This is a genomic window from Neobacillus drentensis (assembly GCF_036965245.1).
In the GTDB taxonomy this organism is placed as follows: Bacteria; Bacillota; Bacilli; order Bacillales; family Cytobacillaceae; genus Neobacillus; species Neobacillus drentensis_G.
In genome coordinates, this window is record NZ_JBALPG010000043.1 from 66,808 (window position 1) to 83,562 (window position 16,755).

13 protein-coding genes, 1 tRNA gene and 1 pseudogene are annotated in these 16,755 nt (G+C 37.5%); 5 read left to right on the top strand and 10 right to left on the bottom strand.

The genetic code is table 11. The annotated features are described in order from the left end of the window. The first annotated feature begins 259 nt into the window (after positions 1–259). Positions 260–2,335 (top strand): DUF4179 domain-containing protein, encoded by a 2,076-nt coding sequence (locus tag V7150_RS10795; protein ID WP_335517472.1) that lies wholly within the window; start codon positions 260–262, stop codon positions 2,333–2,335. Between the two features lie 115 nt (positions 2,336–2,450). Here the strand turns inward: V7150_RS10795 and V7150_RS10800 are convergent. The 7 genes and pseudogenes from V7150_RS10800 to V7150_RS10830 form a co-directional block, all read right to left on the bottom strand. Next, positions 2,451–3,197 (bottom strand): annotated as a pseudogene (locus V7150_RS10800) (site-specific integrase). Beyond that, positions 3,175–3,471: an N-terminal phage integrase SAM-like domain-containing protein gene (locus V7150_RS10805; protein ID WP_335517475.1), complete on the bottom strand. Its 297-nt coding sequence runs from the start codon at positions 3,469–3,471 to the stop codon at positions 3,175–3,177. The pseudogene V7150_RS10800 and the gene V7150_RS10805 overlap by 23 nt, the downstream one beginning before the upstream one ends. Then, the gene (locus tag V7150_RS10810; RefSeq protein ID WP_335517478.1) at positions 3,461–3,631 is read right to left on the bottom strand and encodes a hypothetical protein; all 171 of its coding nucleotides are present in this window, start codon (positions 3,629–3,631) and stop codon (positions 3,461–3,463) included. Before V7150_RS10810 ends, V7150_RS10805 begins: the two co-directional genes overlap by 11 nt. A gap of 130 nt (positions 3,632–3,761) precedes the next feature. Next, entirely contained in the window at positions 3,762–4,361 is a 600-nt protein-coding gene (locus V7150_RS10815) for an ImmA/IrrE family metallo-endopeptidase (RefSeq protein WP_335517483.1), read from the bottom strand. Positions 4,362–4,458: 97 nt separating this feature from the next. Next, a complete protein-coding gene (locus tag V7150_RS10820; RefSeq protein WP_335517486.1) occupies positions 4,459–5,160 on the bottom strand; it encodes a DUF3862 domain-containing protein in 702 nt (233 codons plus the stop codon). Positions 5,161–5,245: 85 nt separating this feature from the next. After that, a complete protein-coding gene (locus tag V7150_RS10825; protein WP_335517488.1) occupies positions 5,246–6,475 on the bottom strand; it encodes a type I restriction endonuclease in 1,230 nt (409 codons plus the stop codon). A 111-nt stretch (positions 6,476–6,586) separates the two neighbouring features. Next, positions 6,587–6,970: a helix-turn-helix domain-containing protein gene (locus tag V7150_RS10830; RefSeq protein WP_335517491.1), complete on the bottom strand. Its 384-nt coding sequence runs from the start codon at positions 6,968–6,970 to the stop codon at positions 6,587–6,589. Between the two features lie 151 nt (positions 6,971–7,121). On the opposite strand from V7150_RS10830, the gene V7150_RS10835 reads away from it, so the two are divergent. Next, the gene (locus tag V7150_RS10835; RefSeq protein ID WP_335517493.1) at positions 7,122–7,286 is read left to right on the top strand and encodes a helix-turn-helix transcriptional regulator; all 165 of its coding nucleotides are present in this window, start codon (positions 7,122–7,124) and stop codon (positions 7,284–7,286) included. A gap of 503 nt (positions 7,287–7,789) precedes the next feature. On the opposite strand, the gene V7150_RS10840 is transcribed toward V7150_RS10835, so the two are convergent. Further along, a tRNA-Arg gene (locus V7150_RS10840) sits at positions 7,790–7,863 on the bottom strand. Between the two features lie 213 nt (positions 7,864–8,076). Continuing rightward, positions 8,077–8,820, bottom strand: a complete 744-nt coding sequence (locus V7150_RS10845) for a YwaF family protein (RefSeq protein WP_335517496.1) — start codon at positions 8,818–8,820, stop codon at positions 8,077–8,079. Between the two features lie 325 nt (positions 8,821–9,145). On the opposite strand from V7150_RS10845, the gene V7150_RS10850 reads away from it, so the two are divergent. The 3 genes from V7150_RS10850 (at position 9,146) to mutL (ending at position 15,680) form a co-directional block, all read left to right on the top strand. Continuing rightward, positions 9,146–10,954, top strand: coding sequence for a M6 family metalloprotease domain-containing protein (locus tag V7150_RS10850; protein ID WP_335517499.1), 1,809 nt, complete (start codon positions 9,146–9,148; stop codon positions 10,952–10,954). Positions 10,955–11,161: 207 nt separating this feature from the next. Further along, positions 11,162–13,762 carry a DNA mismatch repair protein MutS gene (gene mutS, locus V7150_RS10855; RefSeq protein ID WP_335517513.1) on the top strand — a complete coding sequence of 867 codons (2,601 nt, stop codon included), beginning with the start codon at positions 11,162–11,164 and terminating at the stop codon, positions 13,760–13,762. Positions 13,763–13,775: 13 nt separating this feature from the next. Further along, positions 13,776–15,680 carry a DNA mismatch repair endonuclease MutL gene (mutL, locus tag V7150_RS10860; RefSeq protein WP_335517502.1) on the top strand — a complete coding sequence of 635 codons (1,905 nt, stop codon included), beginning with the start codon at positions 13,776–13,778 and terminating at the stop codon, positions 15,678–15,680. A gap of 86 nt (positions 15,681–15,766) precedes the next feature. Here mutL and mreBH read toward each other — a convergent pair. Then, positions 15,767–16,755, bottom strand: a 989-nt coding sequence (gene mreBH / locus V7150_RS10865) for a rod-share determining protein MreBH (protein WP_335517505.1), incomplete at its 5' end; no start/stop codon positions are given.

Sequence of the window (16,755 nt, forward strand, 5' to 3'; positions counted from 1 at the left end):
ATGATGAAAGCTTTTTCATACATATCAATTAGATGTTAGCGAGTATGAAGAGGTTTCTAACTTTTTTCATATATAGAGACAAAACATTTTGATGTTGATAGCTTAGTTAATGATGCTGGGATTTATGCAAAATTTAAGTAGTTAATTCATCGAGGTTTAAAAAGCTAAGAAATTCTTGTCTAAGCTACCGATATTGTCAACAACTTGCTCTCCATATATCATTAGGTATAAAGAGAATGTTAAAAGGGGGAACACATTTATGATCCCAGCAAAAATAGATACTATGTCAATCACTACGATAAGTGAAAAAGGCGTGGAATCTATCGTTGATTGGTTCGATCAGCATAAACAATCGTTCTACACACTTGGTTGGTTCTATCTTAGGAATCAGCAGCAAGTGGAAGAGCTTTTTTACCGGTCCATTATAAAAGTGCACAAGGAATTGCCTCGATTTAAAAGAGAAACATCATTCGAAACGTGGATAACATCTATTTTTATACATACCTGCCGGGAGCTTTCTTATGATAGAAGTTTACAAGTTTCTGAGGAAAGTGAACAACATAAGGATTTATTTAAAGCACTCGATCAGTTAAAAGAGTATGTGAAAGAGGCGGTGGTCCTTACATATATAAAAGGAATTTCTAAGGAGGAAACTGCCCACCTTCTCCAAGTTTCAATGGAAAAGATGAAAGAGCATTTGTTTTCTGGAATTCAGTCACTAAAAAAAGAAATGGGGTACGGGTCATCTTTTAATGGTTGTAAGGAGTATCATAAGTATTACATCGATTACTTAGAAAGAAGCCTAGATCGGACGAAAAAGGTTGATTTCGAGGTGCATATTTATCATTGCCAAGGCTGTCAGGAGGATTTGGGTACCTTTCAGGATGTCATGTTAACTATGTTAAACCTTACTGAAAGGATGGAGGATTTCCATGTGCCATCTGGTTTCATGGAGAACGTCAAAGATAGGCTAGCAGAAAAGGAAAAGCACAGACAACAGAAGAACAAGAAACGTAAAAGAATAGGACTTATTTTTGCTAGTGTTTTCGCATTATTAATGGGTATAGAAGTTTTTACAGGGTCTTTTACCAACCTCTACTATACATATACAGAAGAAGATCAGCAATTGCGTGCCTTTCTGCAACAGGACCTGGGTGAAAGGCTGAACCTTGAAGCGGAAAGTAATGGGGTGAAAATTAGAATAAAGAGTGCGATTGCTGATGATGTTCAGACGCTTGTTTTTTATGAAATAGAAGATACAGCTCAAGATAATCAATATGTGATAGATTATCATGAGGGTGTTTCTGTGGATAACGAACATGAAATCATGAGTCGTGAAACATTTCCTAGGTACTTTCCTCCTGACCTAAAATCGGATGAAAATAATAAAGATAAGAACGTGTATCACGGAAAGATTAGTCTGCTGCCACTGATAAAGGATAACGGGACAATTAAACTTAAGATCACAAAGCTTCAGAAATTGATTCGTGATTCCTCTGACCGGAATAGTTTTAAGGCTTACCAGAAGATGGAATATGAAACAGGGGAGTGGAACTTCAAGATCCCTGTAACAAAACAGCCCTCTATCGAATATGCATTGGATGAAGAAACAGAAGTCGAGGGGATCCCGGTTCGATTTGATAAACTAACCATTGCTCCAACAGCGACGGTTCTGCAATTTGGTATTAATAATAAACAACCAGCGAAGCGGATAGAAGTTCTTAATTTTGACAATCTAGAAGTGAACAATAAAAAAGTGAAAGCTGATATGTATGGCAGCACTTTTATGGATTCACAGCAAGACATGAATTGGACTACTTTTCAAACACACTTTGGCCCTCTTATTGGAGAAAAACCAAAAGAGGTTAAGGTTCAATTTGAATCTGTTTATTTAACGTTTGAAGATAATAAAACCATAGAATTGGATACTACTCAGGAATATCCGCAAACTTTTGAATATGCAGGCAGTACAATCTCAATCGACAAGCTGGAAGTTGGCCAGCCTACCATTATTGTCATAAGCAATCATGATATTGAGAATCGAGCGTATGAGGTGCTTAACTTTAATATTGTGGGTAAGGATGAAAATGAGCCGAATTCAATGGAGATGAATTCTGAAGGAGTGATCGTTGATAAAAACGGGGCAGAATACGATATGAATGAATTACCTCTCTCATATGAAGAAATCGAGCAGCCCCGTCACTTCTTTACAATTCAAAGCATACGGATAGACGGTAATAACGCAGGAGAGAAAGTGATTCCTAAAAGGTTGGAGATTTATGGATATAATACAACAAAATATTTGGATGATATTGTGAAGGTTTCGTTGGAATAACCTTTATCGCTTACATGCTATGTCCCAAAAATTCTTGGTTCTAGAAGGTAAGAGTAAACCCCAATTCTGCCCCAATTGGGGTTGAGAAACAATAAAAACAGTCATTTTCTGGCGGTTACTTGCTTGCTTTTTTTTTAAAGAATGGATCAAAATGACTTGCAGCTGTTTGATCTGCTTCTGCAAGGACATGGCCGTAGATATTCATTATCGTAGAAATATCTGCATGACCAAGACGTTCACTAATTACTTTAGCATGAACACCTTCATTAATTAATATTGTTGCTGATGTATGTCTTAGTTCATGAAATCGAATATGTTTAAGTTTATATTTCTTTATAAAACGTCTCCACCATTGACTAATACTATCCGGGCGTATTGGTTTTCCAAATTCATTTGCAAAAATGAAGAAATGATCGGGCCATTCATTTTTATCACCAGCAAGAAGTTTTTCATGAGTCCGCTACACTTTCAATTTCTTTAACATTACTAATAAAGGAGTGGGAAGGGAGACAAATCTATATCTTTCATTTTTTGTTGATTTAAGTTTAACTCCTTCACCTACAACCTCGGTTAGGGACTGTTCAATGTTAATAACACCTTTTTCAAAGTTGATGTGTTTAAATTCAAGTGCAGCGATTTCCCCTTCCCTTGCACCGGCAGAAAGGGCAAGCATTATGAGAACTTGCCAATGAAATGGCTTTTTTTCCAAATGGTTCATTACTTCTGATATTTCTTCTTTGGAATATACTTCAGATTTTTTTACTTTGATTTTAGGTTGTTTTACAGAGGCAGCAGGATTTTCATTTAATAGATTCCATTCGGTTGCTCGTGCTAAAATATTATTGAACGGCGCGGTAACAATTTGCGATGGAAGAAGGGGAGAGAGGCCCCTTTTTCCCGTCTAATCTTTTTCCATCTTTCTTTAAATCGTTCACGAAATTAACAATATGAATGGTCTTAATATCAGTTAATTTCATATGGCCATATTTAGGTAAAATACGTTTCTTTAAGATGTTCACATAATTTTGTCTTGTATCAGGAGATAAGTTTTGTTCATCATTTGCGTACTTTTCAAGCCAATCGTTAAAGAAAAGGTTCAATGTCATTGTTTCCTCAACTTTAATGTTATTGTCCATTTAAGATTTCAGCTTCAAACAATGTAAGTAGTTTCTTAACTTCTGTTGGGTTTTTTGCTTTTACCGTTTTCCTTTCTCGTATTGGATCACCATTGGATTCATAACCGATTACAACCGACAAGCGGTAACTGTTCTTCCCTCGCTTTTCAATACTGGCCATGGAAATAAACCTCCAAATTATTTTTGTACTAGCATTTCTTCCGATTCCATTCTTTTAAATGTGCTTTTTAGGTGTTGTATCATCCCGATTGTTAATGGAGCATAACATGAAATGTCCTCTCCAAATTCTTTTAGGAATCCTCAATCATTTCAGGTGGGGCAGGTAGATCATCAACATCGCTGCCTAAATAGATTACCTCATTTGAACTTTGTTCTAGTTCATAGAGAGGAGTAGCTTCTACAATCTTTTCAAAAAATAAAAAGCTATCCTGCTGTTGGAGCCACTGTTCTAAACGAACCTTAGCAAAATTCAGTTCCACATTAAATGTTTTTGAAATAACTTCAATTGCTTCTTTTTTTATAGGAGGCAGGTCCAATCTTTCAAGCATAAAAGTAGGAATGCAGAAATGCAGAGCAAAGTTCCGTGCCTTGCTTTCTTGGTACATTACAAATTCCAGCGGCAAATTAAGCTGGTTGCCACTATGCATGAGGGCATGGCAAAGCTCATGGCCAAAGTCTTGCCACTGTTGCTGCGGAGATAAGCGTCTATCAATAAACATGGAATAGACACCGCTATGCTCTATTGCTTTGCTTGATAGGTCTTCAAAGTGCAGCCAGATGTCCAGTTTAGCTGCTATATCTATCATGTCGATTTCTTCGGGAACAATGGTAGATAGATGTTGGTACAATTTCTTTACTTGGTCTTCTAGTGGATTATAAATGTAATTCATTGACAGTCACCTCAAACAAATTATACAAACATACGTTCTATTTTACAATAACAAAAAAAGCAGAAGAAATATTCACTTCTGCATAATTTATTATTTTTTATAATCCATATTGAGCTTTATTTTGTAACTTGTTGCCCTGGAACATGAAATTAGCATTTGCTCCAAGACCACCCTTACCATTATACTGAATCATAATTGTATGAATATCCGATCCTTTTTCGCCCGACTCAGAAATAACTTCGCCTTCTCCACCGATGATTTTTTGAACTTCTTCATAAGTCATACCATTTTGAATTTTATCAAATTCTTCCTTGGTAATTTCAACGCCTGAATCTCCACCACCGAGTCCAAATTGGGCTTTGTTAATTAGTTTATTACCTTGGAACATCATATTTGCATTTGCACCGAAGCCGCCATCTGCTTCAAATTCATACATGACAGTATGTAGGTCAGTTCCTTTTTCGCCTGACTCAGACAAAACCGTTCCTTCACTACCCACGATTGCAACGACCTCTTCATAGGTCATACCATCTTTAATTTGTTCGAATTTCTCTTTTGTTAGTACGCCCTTCTTAGCAGCTGGTTTTTCTTCCTTTTTTGGAGTTTCAGTTTTCTTTTCAGTGTCAGCAGATTTACTAGAGGTTTCCTTTACCTTTTTAACTTCAGATTTTGGTTCACTGCTAGATTTTTCAGTAGAATCCTCTCCACCATTTGTAGCAATTGCCCCAATAATAATAACGACAACTACCCAAAACCACCATTTCTTAAAGATTGATTTTTTTACCTTTTCCTTAGCCATTGTAATTCCCCCAATTTTATTTTTATATATTTACACAGTTACCTGTGTGTAATAAATTTTTTATATTACTTCTTTGATGTAAAAGTTATTGAATTTTCTTAAAGAATTCATCAATATCATCTATCTTTGAAATAAGATTTGGAATCTCTCTGAAGGAAAGGTTGGTTAAGCAGCTCTTCAAATAGTATGTTTTTTCATTTGTAGTTTTGTTTGTTCGAGATCCCAGCCGGGCATTGATAAAGCCTAATTCCTCAACTATTGGGTTCTCTGACAGGAATTTAGAAATTTCATTTGACTTTACTGCGTACAATGTAGTGTCGTTTTGTTGATTATAGTACTGCCCGATTAGGTAACCTGCAATTGAAGACCCTTGAGTAAGAACAGAAGAAACGAAGAAATCACTTGAGGGATTTCCTTTTTCTACTGAATATTCTTTTGCTGATAATTTTAATAAATTTTTATAGGATTCTGTATTGGGGAGAACCACTTTAACACCCTCAAAATCTTCAAAGGTTCCTAACGTTTCTAATTGTTCCTGAGTATAATATATCTTTTTATTTTCTTGCGAGACTGAATCAACAGCTGCGGCTACCTCTTGAGGCGCTTGAGTTTGAATGTGATTTTCAAATTTCTCACTTATAATTTCAGATAGAGATTCTTGAATACATTTCTGTACAATAGGCCGAGCCATATTAATAAATTGCTGAGTTACTTTAAAATTGAATCGTTCTTTAATAACAAATTTAATAAAATCATCATTCGGACTCTCAATAATTTCTTTTATTACTGTTTTAAATGACTGAAAGTAGATCAGAGATTCAGCCATGGACTTTATGCCTTCATAGTCATAAAGGTTTTTAGAAAACTTAACTAAATTATTGAAATCCTCTTCATTAAAGTTTGTAATATTAAAAACAAAAAACGGCTTAGCATCCATTATGTTTGCATTATTTAAATCGGTAAAAAAGTGATACTCTATCCCGTTTGTTAAGACACCAAGACGCACACTTGGGAAAGTACTAAAATATCTACTTAACTGTGGAGCGCTTTTATTTATTTTAGTGTTGATCGTTTTAGCTTCAACAAATATTTTAGGAACACCATTAATAGAAATTGCATAGTCTACTTTTTCATTCTTTTTATGGAAATCTGCTGTGAACTCTGGAGTTACCTCTTGCGGGCTGTATACATCGTATCCAAGGCCCCTTATTAGAGGTAAGACCAAAAATTGTTTTGTTGATTCTTCATTTTTTATTAGTTCTTTGTTTTCATTTACAACTTTGTTCAGCATTTCTAAGGTTTCTTTAAGATTCACTTTTTGCGTTCTCCTTTACAGTGTTTTTTTTAACATATTAATTAAACAAAAAACACCCAAACCAAAAAAAGTGGTCTAGGTGTCTTAATTTCATCATTGGTGTAATATTAATTATTGTTTGTCCCCAGGTTTACGACCGTCTTCCCGATTCTTGAGAATTTCCCATATCTTTCGGAGCTCTTGCTCTGCCTCTGGATACTCTTTAAATTCTTTAGCCCAGAAGCCCAGTGTTGGGTCGTTTAAAAATTCCTGGAATTCTTTATCATTGTTATTGATGTTAGGATTATCTGTGTTTCCAAGTAACCAATCAGTTGATACCCCGAATGTATCTGCAATTTTATTAAGAGTTTCCTTCCTGGGTACCCTATTTTTCTCTTCTGATTCATATCCCGCAACAGTGGGTCTTTGAACACCCAGTTTTTCTGCCATTTGATCTTGAGTTAAACCAAGTATTTCAACCCGTAATTTTTTGAATCTATTTGCAAAAACAGCCATTGTATCACCACCGGAACATTCTAAATTAATTTTATTATTTTTTGTTCCTAAAAGAAACGTAAATTTTAGGAACAAAATTATTGATATAGTTCCTATTAGGAACTAAAATGAAATATAAATAGTTCCTAAATGGAACTGCGAAGATGAAAAAGTGGAACACCGCTCTAATTTAACCGAAAGAAGAAAAGAACGTGGTCTTACTCATGAACAAGTTGCAGAAAAATCCGGAATTACTCGTGCATATTACACAAATATTGAAGCAGGACGTAAGGATCCATCTATGGGAGTTGCCAAGAAAATTGCTGATGCCTTATAACAACTGTTGATCAAATTTTTTTTAATAATGAAGTTCCTAATCGGAACGAATCTTGATTATTGGAGGCACACCAATGGACTCATCCAGAAAGCCATATGGGCGCAGCTAAAGTTCTTGTTTTAGAATCGCCTATGATGATCAACGATGACTACACAAGCGAAGAAGTAATTTCAAATTTGTTGAAAGTCGTTGAACTTTTGGACCAAACAGAACCTAGGGAGTTTAAGTACAAAATTTCACAATCTTTACATTTAGATTAACATAAATACCTAATTGTCTTTTTGAATAGCATAAAAATATTGAATTTCAAACTCAAATTTACACAATTAATCACACTTAATTTACATACACTCCAATATAATGGATGTTCTAAAACAGATATCCAGCGCTGTTTAATTGTAAAAAATAAATCCTGCACCAACTCGACCCCAATTAAAGAAATATATGTAGTAATTTAAGGGAGAATAAAAAAAGAAACCCATGTTTACCAAGGGTTTCTTGTACGTCCCAGAGAGGATTCGAACCTCCGACCTACAGTTTAGGAAACTGTTGCTCTATCCTGCTGAGCTACTGGGACAAGTAGAAAACTATTTACTTTATTAAACACACACAATTAGAAAATCCCGTCCTGATCTCAGAAAGCTTAATCAAGAAGCGGCTCGATCAGTACGCTGAAGAAAATTCATTGAAGCATACTCGAGCGTGCTGAGCTACTGGGACATTTATTCACTTATTAGGAACGTTTTTTATTATAATGAGTTAATCGAAAAAGGTCAATAAAAAGTTGAAATTATTGAATGGGCAGATTCCTGGTCACTTTTGCTTTTTTCACATCCTTTTCGCGGAAAATCAACCAAACGATTAAACTTAATGAAATCAATAATCCTTCTAACGATAGAATATACCAGGGGTAGGGGCCGAGAACATCCAATAAACTTGCGCTCCTTGGCTTGTGACTTAAGAACATATAATTTCCGTCTACCAGCTTATTAATAAACATAATAACCGGCATTAGAACATTCAAAAAGATAAACAATTTTAGTACGGACCAGATGGATGGCCTGTATCCCTTTGCCCAAGTAAAATAGAGCGGCACCCAAATGATCATTAAATGGGTATAAAAGAAATGAAAGAAGCGAAAATGTGGGAAGTCATAATGTAACATCGGGGTGAATAACGCCTGAGATGCGCCTAGTAATGCAGTAAATAAAAGAATCTCATAAATAAATTTTTTTCTTGTCAGTAATAATATCACTGTTAACATCAGGCTGATGCTGCACAATTCCAGAGGAATGGCATGACTAACATTCCAGCTGCCGTTTAGTAACATCCATAAATGATAAGTTGTTTCCATTATAATTAACGAAATTGCTACCCCGATTTCTGCATATCTCCATTCTTCTGCTTTCAGCTTATCTCTAAACAAAAATAGCAAGATCGAAACTAAAATGAAGATGGAAATAACAACAAAGTGACTTAGGGAAAACATCTGAAAATCATAGTTTTTGTAACTCCGGCCAAACCACTCTGCCATCTACCCACCCCATTTACATAATTAATTCTTTTATTCAAACATTTAGTAAAGTATATTCGATGAAATAGCTTTTACTCCTCTAATGAAATTTATTGTTCTTACAGCATGAAATAACTATTAATAAGAAAATTATTTTTCTGTTAATAGGTAAAAAGAAAAAAATAATTTTCTATCATAAGACACTTCTCTTCTACAAAGTATTGCAAAAAAAGAAATTTACTAACAAGGATAATCGACATAATATTCTGACGGGTGAAATTATAATAATATGGATAGTGTATTAGCACTATTACTATTTATCCAAACTGTTAAAGGGGGTAATGTAATGAAAAAAATTTTTTCGCTTGGTCTTGTATTAGCAATGGTATTTTTCTCTATTGTTCCAGCATTTGCGAAATCAACTACAGTCACGAAAAAGGAATTTGCACCCAAGCTACCAGACTATCAAAAAGTTGATCCGAATCTCTCAAAAGATGTTTTATCGAAAGGCGGCGTGATTAAAGGAAAAGAACTACACGGCTATAACGGCAAATCGTATAGTAAACCACAAGAAACTGAGAGGTTACAGCCCAAAAAGGTAGAGGATCTGAAAACAAAAGGGATTGCCATTGTGGTGGATTTTCCTTTAGCTGCAGATGGAAAAAGTGCTGTTCCAGGTGTTGATTATGACCCAATCCCAATTAATCAATTTGATGATCTTATAAATGGAGATACTTTTAATCCTTATAGATTGGATATGTTTAAACATTTAGCAACCTACAATGGAAAGGCAGCTTCTACCAATCGCACAATGAAGAATTTCTATAAAGAGGTTAGTTATGGAAAATTCAGTATGGATATTGATGTTGCAGGATGGTATACCTTGCCGCATTCCTATGACTATTATTTAGGACAGAACAAAGGGTACCATAATGAAAATGGAGATGCACATATTGGGGAATTGGTAAAAGATGCTATTAATCTAGCGTCAAAGGATGTAGACTTCTCCCAATATGCTGTTCCAGCACAACCAGGTGATTTCTGGCTGCATGGCGATGCAACATCTTTTATAAAGGACGGGCAAACCATTGACAAAATTGTACCTAATCTATTAATCATCCATCGTGGAACGGGTGCAGAGTTTAGCTTGGATCCAAGCCTAATTTGGTCACATAAATGGGATATTACAAGTGCAAGCTATTTCGGACAATACTATCAAACTGGGGAAGAACCTGATGAGTCAACATTAGAGCACACAGTGGTTGATGGTGTAGCGGTGGATACGTATAATATCGTTCCAGAAGTGGGGCAGGATATTACAGGATATTTAAAAATATCAAATCCTGATCTTGTGGGACCGGATTATAATGGAAGAGAACCATCTCCGCCAAGCGTTGGGGTTTTTGCACATGAATTTGGTCATGTTCTAGGGCTGCCAGATTTATATGATTATGGTTATGATTCGGAAGGAGTGGGAATGTATAGTTTAATGGCTGGTGGTTCATACGGTCGTGACATGAATAACCGTTATTACTCAGGAAATTCACCAGTCCATCCGGATGCATGGTCAAAAACATATCTTGGCTTTGCAAAAGCGGTTGAAGTGAATAAAAATCAACAACTAACACTTCGTCCAGTAGAACAGCAGCCTGATATTTATAAGATTAATGCTCCTGGCTCAGATGGTCGTGAATACTTCTTATTAGAGAATCGACAGCAAACTGGTTTTGATGCTGGATTAGAGTACAACTTAGATGGTAACAAATTGCATGGATTAGTCGTCTATCATGTGGTAGAGGATATTCTCTCACGTAATTTCTGGAGGCCAAATGAAGCGCAAAACTGGGATCTAAACCATCTCGGTTTAGCACAGGTACCAGTAAATCCTGCAAATGGAGAGCGGCATTATGCGGTAAGTGTTATTCAAGCAGACGGTTCCTTTGATATGGAGCGCTATTTGAATGATGGAGATTCAGGTGATGTATTCCCAGGTAAATACAATGTAACCTCCATAAGTCCAAAAGGGAATGCGGGTCCAAATACAACCTCATTATACAAATGGTCGAAAAAGGGCACTGAAACAGGCATTCAAATAACTAATATTGTTGAACAAGCAAATGGTACTGTCACTCTAAATGTAATTTTTAATAAATGATAAGATATTGATTGTAAAGGTGCAGGAGTGGAATTCTTCTGCACCTTTACTTTTTCCATTGCTTAAATTGTATATTTTCCAATTTTCTATTTAAATTTATAATTCCCTTTTAATTTGGCGAATGATCGACGAGTGCCTGACACCTTCATTTTATGTTATAATAGTTTGTCGAAGATACTCGAAATGAATATAACCGTGGAGGTCATTATGGCTGCTTATACGCCGATGATACAGCAATATTTAACCGTTAAGGCAGATTATCAAGATGCCTTTTTATTTTTTCGCTTAGGCGATTTTTACGAAATGTTCTTTGAGGATGCGGTCAAAGCATCACAAGAATTAGAAATAACATTAACAAGCCGTGATGGTGGTTCTGAGGAACGAATACCAATGTGCGGTGTACCCTACCATGCAGCTCCAAACTATATTGAACAGCTTATTTCAAAAGGATACAAAGTAGCAATTTGTGAACAGATGGAAGATGCAAAACAAACAAAAGGCATGGTGAAACGGGAAGTTGTTCAATTGATCACACCGGGAACTGTAATGGATGGCAAGGGGTTAACTGACAAAGAGAATAATTATATTGCCTCGATTACCGCTTTTGATGATCAAACATACGGATTTGCTTACAACGATATTTCAACAGGCGAAAGCAGGGTAACCTTGCTTTCAAGCCATTTTGATGATGTATTGAATGAACTGTCGGTTTTAAGTGCCAAGGAAGTAGTTGTTTCCAGCAGCTTTGACGGAGAACTGCAAAAGAAAATGCGGGAACGCGATGTTCTAGCAATCTCATTTGAGGATAATAGTTCAATAGATATGAACTTTTCCCATCTCCTCAAAGATCTTAATCAAGATAAGTTGAAGCAAACAGCAGCAAGACTGTTTAACTATTTATATCGGTCACAGAAAAGAAGTCTTGACCATCTTCAGCCAGTCGCTACCTATCAAATCCATCAATATATGAAAATTGATTATTATTCAAAGCGCAATCTTGAATTAACCGAGACAATCCGTTCCAAAGGGAAAAAAGGGTCGTTATTATGGCTGCTTGATGAGACGATGACCGCAATGGGCGGAAGGATGTTAAAGCACTGGATTGACCGGCCGTTAATAAATCAGGCTGAGATTGAGCATCGCCAAACGATCGTTGAAGTCTTGATGAATCATTATTTTGAGCGCCAGGAGATTAGGGGAAAATTAAAAGAAGTGTATGATTTAGAGCGTTTAGCAGGGCGGGTTGCCTTTGGCAATGTCAATGCCCGTGATTTAGTGCAATTAAAGCGCTCGTTAATGCAGGTTCCATTTTTAAAACAAATCCTTCAAGTGATGCAGAATGATCAGGTAAAAAAAATTGCGGAGCAGCTTGACCCCTGTGAAGAGATTACAGATTTGTTGGAGCAGGCGATTGTTGAAAATCCTCCACTATCACTTAAAGAAGGAAATATGATTCGTGATGGATACAACGCTCGGCTTGATCAATATCGTGATGCCAGCCGAAACGGGAAAACATGGATTGCTCAGTTAGAGCGTGAAGAGCGCGAAAAAACCGGGATTAAATCATTAAAGGTTGGTTATAACCGCGTATTTGGCTACTATATCGAAGTCACCCGTGCAAACCTGCATCTTTTGGAAGAAGGCCAGTATGAGCGTAAGCAAACCTTAACAAATGCAGAACGCTTTATTACCCCTGCTTTAAAAGAAAAAGAGGCGTTAATTTTACACGCGGAAGAAAAATGCGGTGAACTTGAATACGATTTGTTTACCGAAATCCGCGAGATTGTAAAGGAACAGATTCCGCGATTACAAGCATTAGCAAAAACTGTCAGCGAGCTCGATGTGCTGCAATGTTTTGCTCAAGTAAGTGAGGAGCGCCACTATGTTAAACCGCAGTTTTCAATGGAACGTCGTGTAGCCATAAAAGATGGTCGTCACCCAGTTGTTGAAAAAGTATTAAACTCTCAAGAATATGTTCCAAACGACTGCCAGATGGATAGTGACCGGGAAGTTTTGTTAATAACAGGACCAAATATGTCCGGTAAAAGTACGTATATGCGTCAAATTGCGTTGACAGCCATTTTGGCACAAATCGGCTGCTATGTACCGGCTTCAGAAGCTGTACTGCCAATTTTTGACCAAGTGTTTACACGGATTGGTGCAGCAGATGATTTGATATCAGGTCAGAGTACCTTCATGGTCGAAATGCTTGAAGCAAAAAATGCGATTACCAACGCGACACAAAACAGCCTGATTTTGTTTGACGAAATCGGACGTGGAACCTCCACGTATGATGGAATGGCTCTGGCGCAGGCAATTATTGAGTATATTCATAAGCGGATTGGGTCTAAGACCTTATTTTCAACTCATTACCATGAGCTAACCGTTTTGGATGAAGAACTTTCGAAGTTAAAAAATATTCACGTTAGTGCGATTGAGCATAACGGTAAGGTCGTATTCCTTCATAAAATTAAAGAAGGACCCGCCGATAAGAGCTACGGGATCCATGTTGCACAGCTTGCCGAGCTGCCTGCAGAATTAATCAGCCGAGCGAATGAAATTTTAATCGCCTTAGAACAGCCTGATGTTCAAACTGTTCCTATAAAAACGGAAGCAGTTACCCAAATAGAACCTCAAGAACAACTGTCACAACTTTCATTCTTTGATGAACCGAAAGAGCCGAAAAAACACGAACCGACTTCAAAAGAAAAACGAGTGTTAGAGAAGATAAAAGATTTAGATTTATTAGATGTTACCCCGCTTCAGGCGATTAACATGTTGTATGAGCTCCAGAAAAAGTTAAAGTAGGGGGTGAAGGCGAATGGGAAAGATTATCCAATTAGATGATGCTCTTTCAAACAAAATAGCGGCGGGAGAAGTTGTCGAACGTCCCGCCTCTGTCGTAAAAGAGCTTGTAGAAAATGCGATCGATGCCGGTAGTACCGTGATTGAAATTGAAGTTGAGGAAGCGGGACTCGCCAAAATTAGGATTACCGATAACGGTTACGGAATTGACGAAGAGGACGTCTTAATCGCCTTTCAACGCCATGCCACCAGTAAAATCAAAGATGAAAATGATTTGTTTCGTATCCGCACCCTTGGATTCCGCGGCGAAGCACTGCCGAGTATCGCTTCGGTTTCCAGGCTTGAAATGAAGACGTCTACTGGAAAAGGTGCTGGAAATCGAGTGGTGATTGAGGGCGGAAAAGTGGAAGTGTTTGAAAAAGCTTCTGCTAGACGCGGCACGGATATCACGATTACCGATTTATTTTTCAATACGCCTGCACGTTTAAAATACATGAAGACGATCCACACAGAACTTGGAAATATTACCGATGTCGTTAATCGGCTCGCCCTATCACATCCTGAGGTCGCTTTTCGTTTAATCCATAATGAGCGGAAGCTGTTGCAAACGAACGGAAACGGTGATGTCCGTCAGGTGCTGGCGGCGATTTACGGGATTGCCATTGCTAAGCAGCTCGTCCCAATCAGCGAGCAATCGCTTGATTATACTATCAGTGGATTTGCCTCGATGCCCGAGGTAACAAGGGCATCAAGAAATTATATTTCTACGATGATCAATGGCCGATTTATTAAAAATTATCCGTTGGCAAAAGCGATACAGGAAGGCTACCATACTTTGCTTCCGATTGGGAGATTTCCGATTGTTCTTCTTAATATTGAAATGGATCCCCTTCTGGTGGATGTTAATGTGCACCCTTCGAAAATGGAAGTTCGTATTAGTAAGGAAGCAGAACTGGATGAGCTTGTTACAACAATTATTCAAAATGCATTTAAATCGAAGATTCTAATTCCGACAGCCTATACTCCTATGAAAAAAGAAGAAGCTAAATCGGAGCAGACATCTTTAATTTTGGATGAAGGAACACCTACAACAAATAACTATAATGAAAAATATAGGGAATGGCCTGTTCCTTCACAGACAGTTCAGGAAACTCAGACAATCCCGGTTCCACCATTTTCATCCAGTTCTGTAAGAACTGAAAAACAAGAAGAAACAGATAGTTGGGATTCAACAAAACCATTTTTCGATTCGGATGATCAAATTATCGAATCAATTGAAGATACACTTGAGGATAAACAAACTATAAATTCTAATATCGATAATGATCAAAGTGAAAGCAGAATCCCACGTCTATACCCAATCGGCCAAATGCACGGGACCTATATATTTGCCCAGAATGAAAATGGCTTATATATCATCGATCAACATGCGGCACAGGAACGGCTTAAGTATGAGTATTTCCGGGAAAAGGTGGGACAGGTTCAGTCTGAGCTGCAGGAGATGCTCGTCCCAATAACCTTCGAATATTCAACAGATGATTATGTAAAAATAACGGAGAATCTAAGTGAACTCGAAAAGGTCGGAGTGTTTCTTGAGGAATTCGGCTTGAATAGTTTTATTGTCCGATCCCATCCGCAATGGTTTCCAAAAGGGGAAGAAAAGCTGATTATTGAAGATATGATTGAGCAGCTTTTATCAATGAAAAAAGTCGACATCAAAAAGCTTCGTGAAGAAGCAGCAATCATGATGAGCTGTAAAGCCTCGATTAAGGCGAATCGCCATTTGCGTAACGATGAAATTCAAGCACTCTTGGATGATTTACGAAAAGCATCTGACCCATTCACCTGCCCGCATGGAAGACCGATTATCGTCCACTACTCTAATTACGAGATGGAGAAGATGTTTAAGCGGGTGATGTAACTAATTGTGACCGAGTTTCCATGAAAAAGGCTGAAGGGGTTTTGTCCTTCAGCCTTCTTTTTTATTGAAACCTTTCACAAACAATACTATTTTACAGTAGCTTGCAGCTTGCCTATATATTGCAGTGCCATACCAGTTCCTACTGCCACAGATTCTAGTGGGTTTGTGGCGAGTTGTACTGGAACAAAGATTTCCTCACTAAGCCATTGCTCCATACCATTCAATAATGATCCCCCGCCAGTTAGAATTACTCCTCTATCAACGATATCACCGCTTAGTTCTGCAGGACAATCTTCTAGTGTAGCTCGGACTGCTTCTAAAATATGCAGGAGGGATTCTTTAATCGCATTACGAATCTCGTATGATGATATTGTAATTGTTTTTGGCAAACCAGTCACAAGGTCACGTCCACGGACATCCTTGGAAAGCTCCTCATGGTCAATTAGCGCATACCCAATTTCCATTTTGATGTTTTCTGCCGTCCGTTCACCAATCAACACATTGTATTCTTTTCGAACATATTGAATAATATCGTCATCAAGGCGATCGCCGCCAATTTTGATCGAGTGGCAAGCCACCACACCACCAAAGGAAATAATGGCAACCTCTGTATTACCGCCACCGATATCAACGATCACATTGGCGACTGGTTCATCTACAGGTAAGCCTGCCCCAATAGCTGCAGCTACTGGCTCCTCAATCAAGGATATTTTTTTAGCACCAGCATTTCTTACCGCATCTTCAATTGCTCTTCGATCAACACTAGTGGAGCCTGATGGTGTACAGACGACAACATTCGGTTTACGAATGGCAAAACCCATTTTTTTAGATGCTTTTCGTAACACATGTTTGAGCATTTCGGTTGTAACATCAAAGTCAGCAATGACTCCATCCTTTAAAGGACGAATAGCTACAATTTTTTCAGGTGTCTTTCCAATCATTTCTTTAGCTTCGAGCCCGACGGCTACTACGTTTTTTGTTTCTATATCGATCGCCACTACCGAGGGCTCATTAAGCGCAATTCCTTTGTTTTTACTATACACCAAAATATTTGCTGTTCCTAAATCAATTCCAA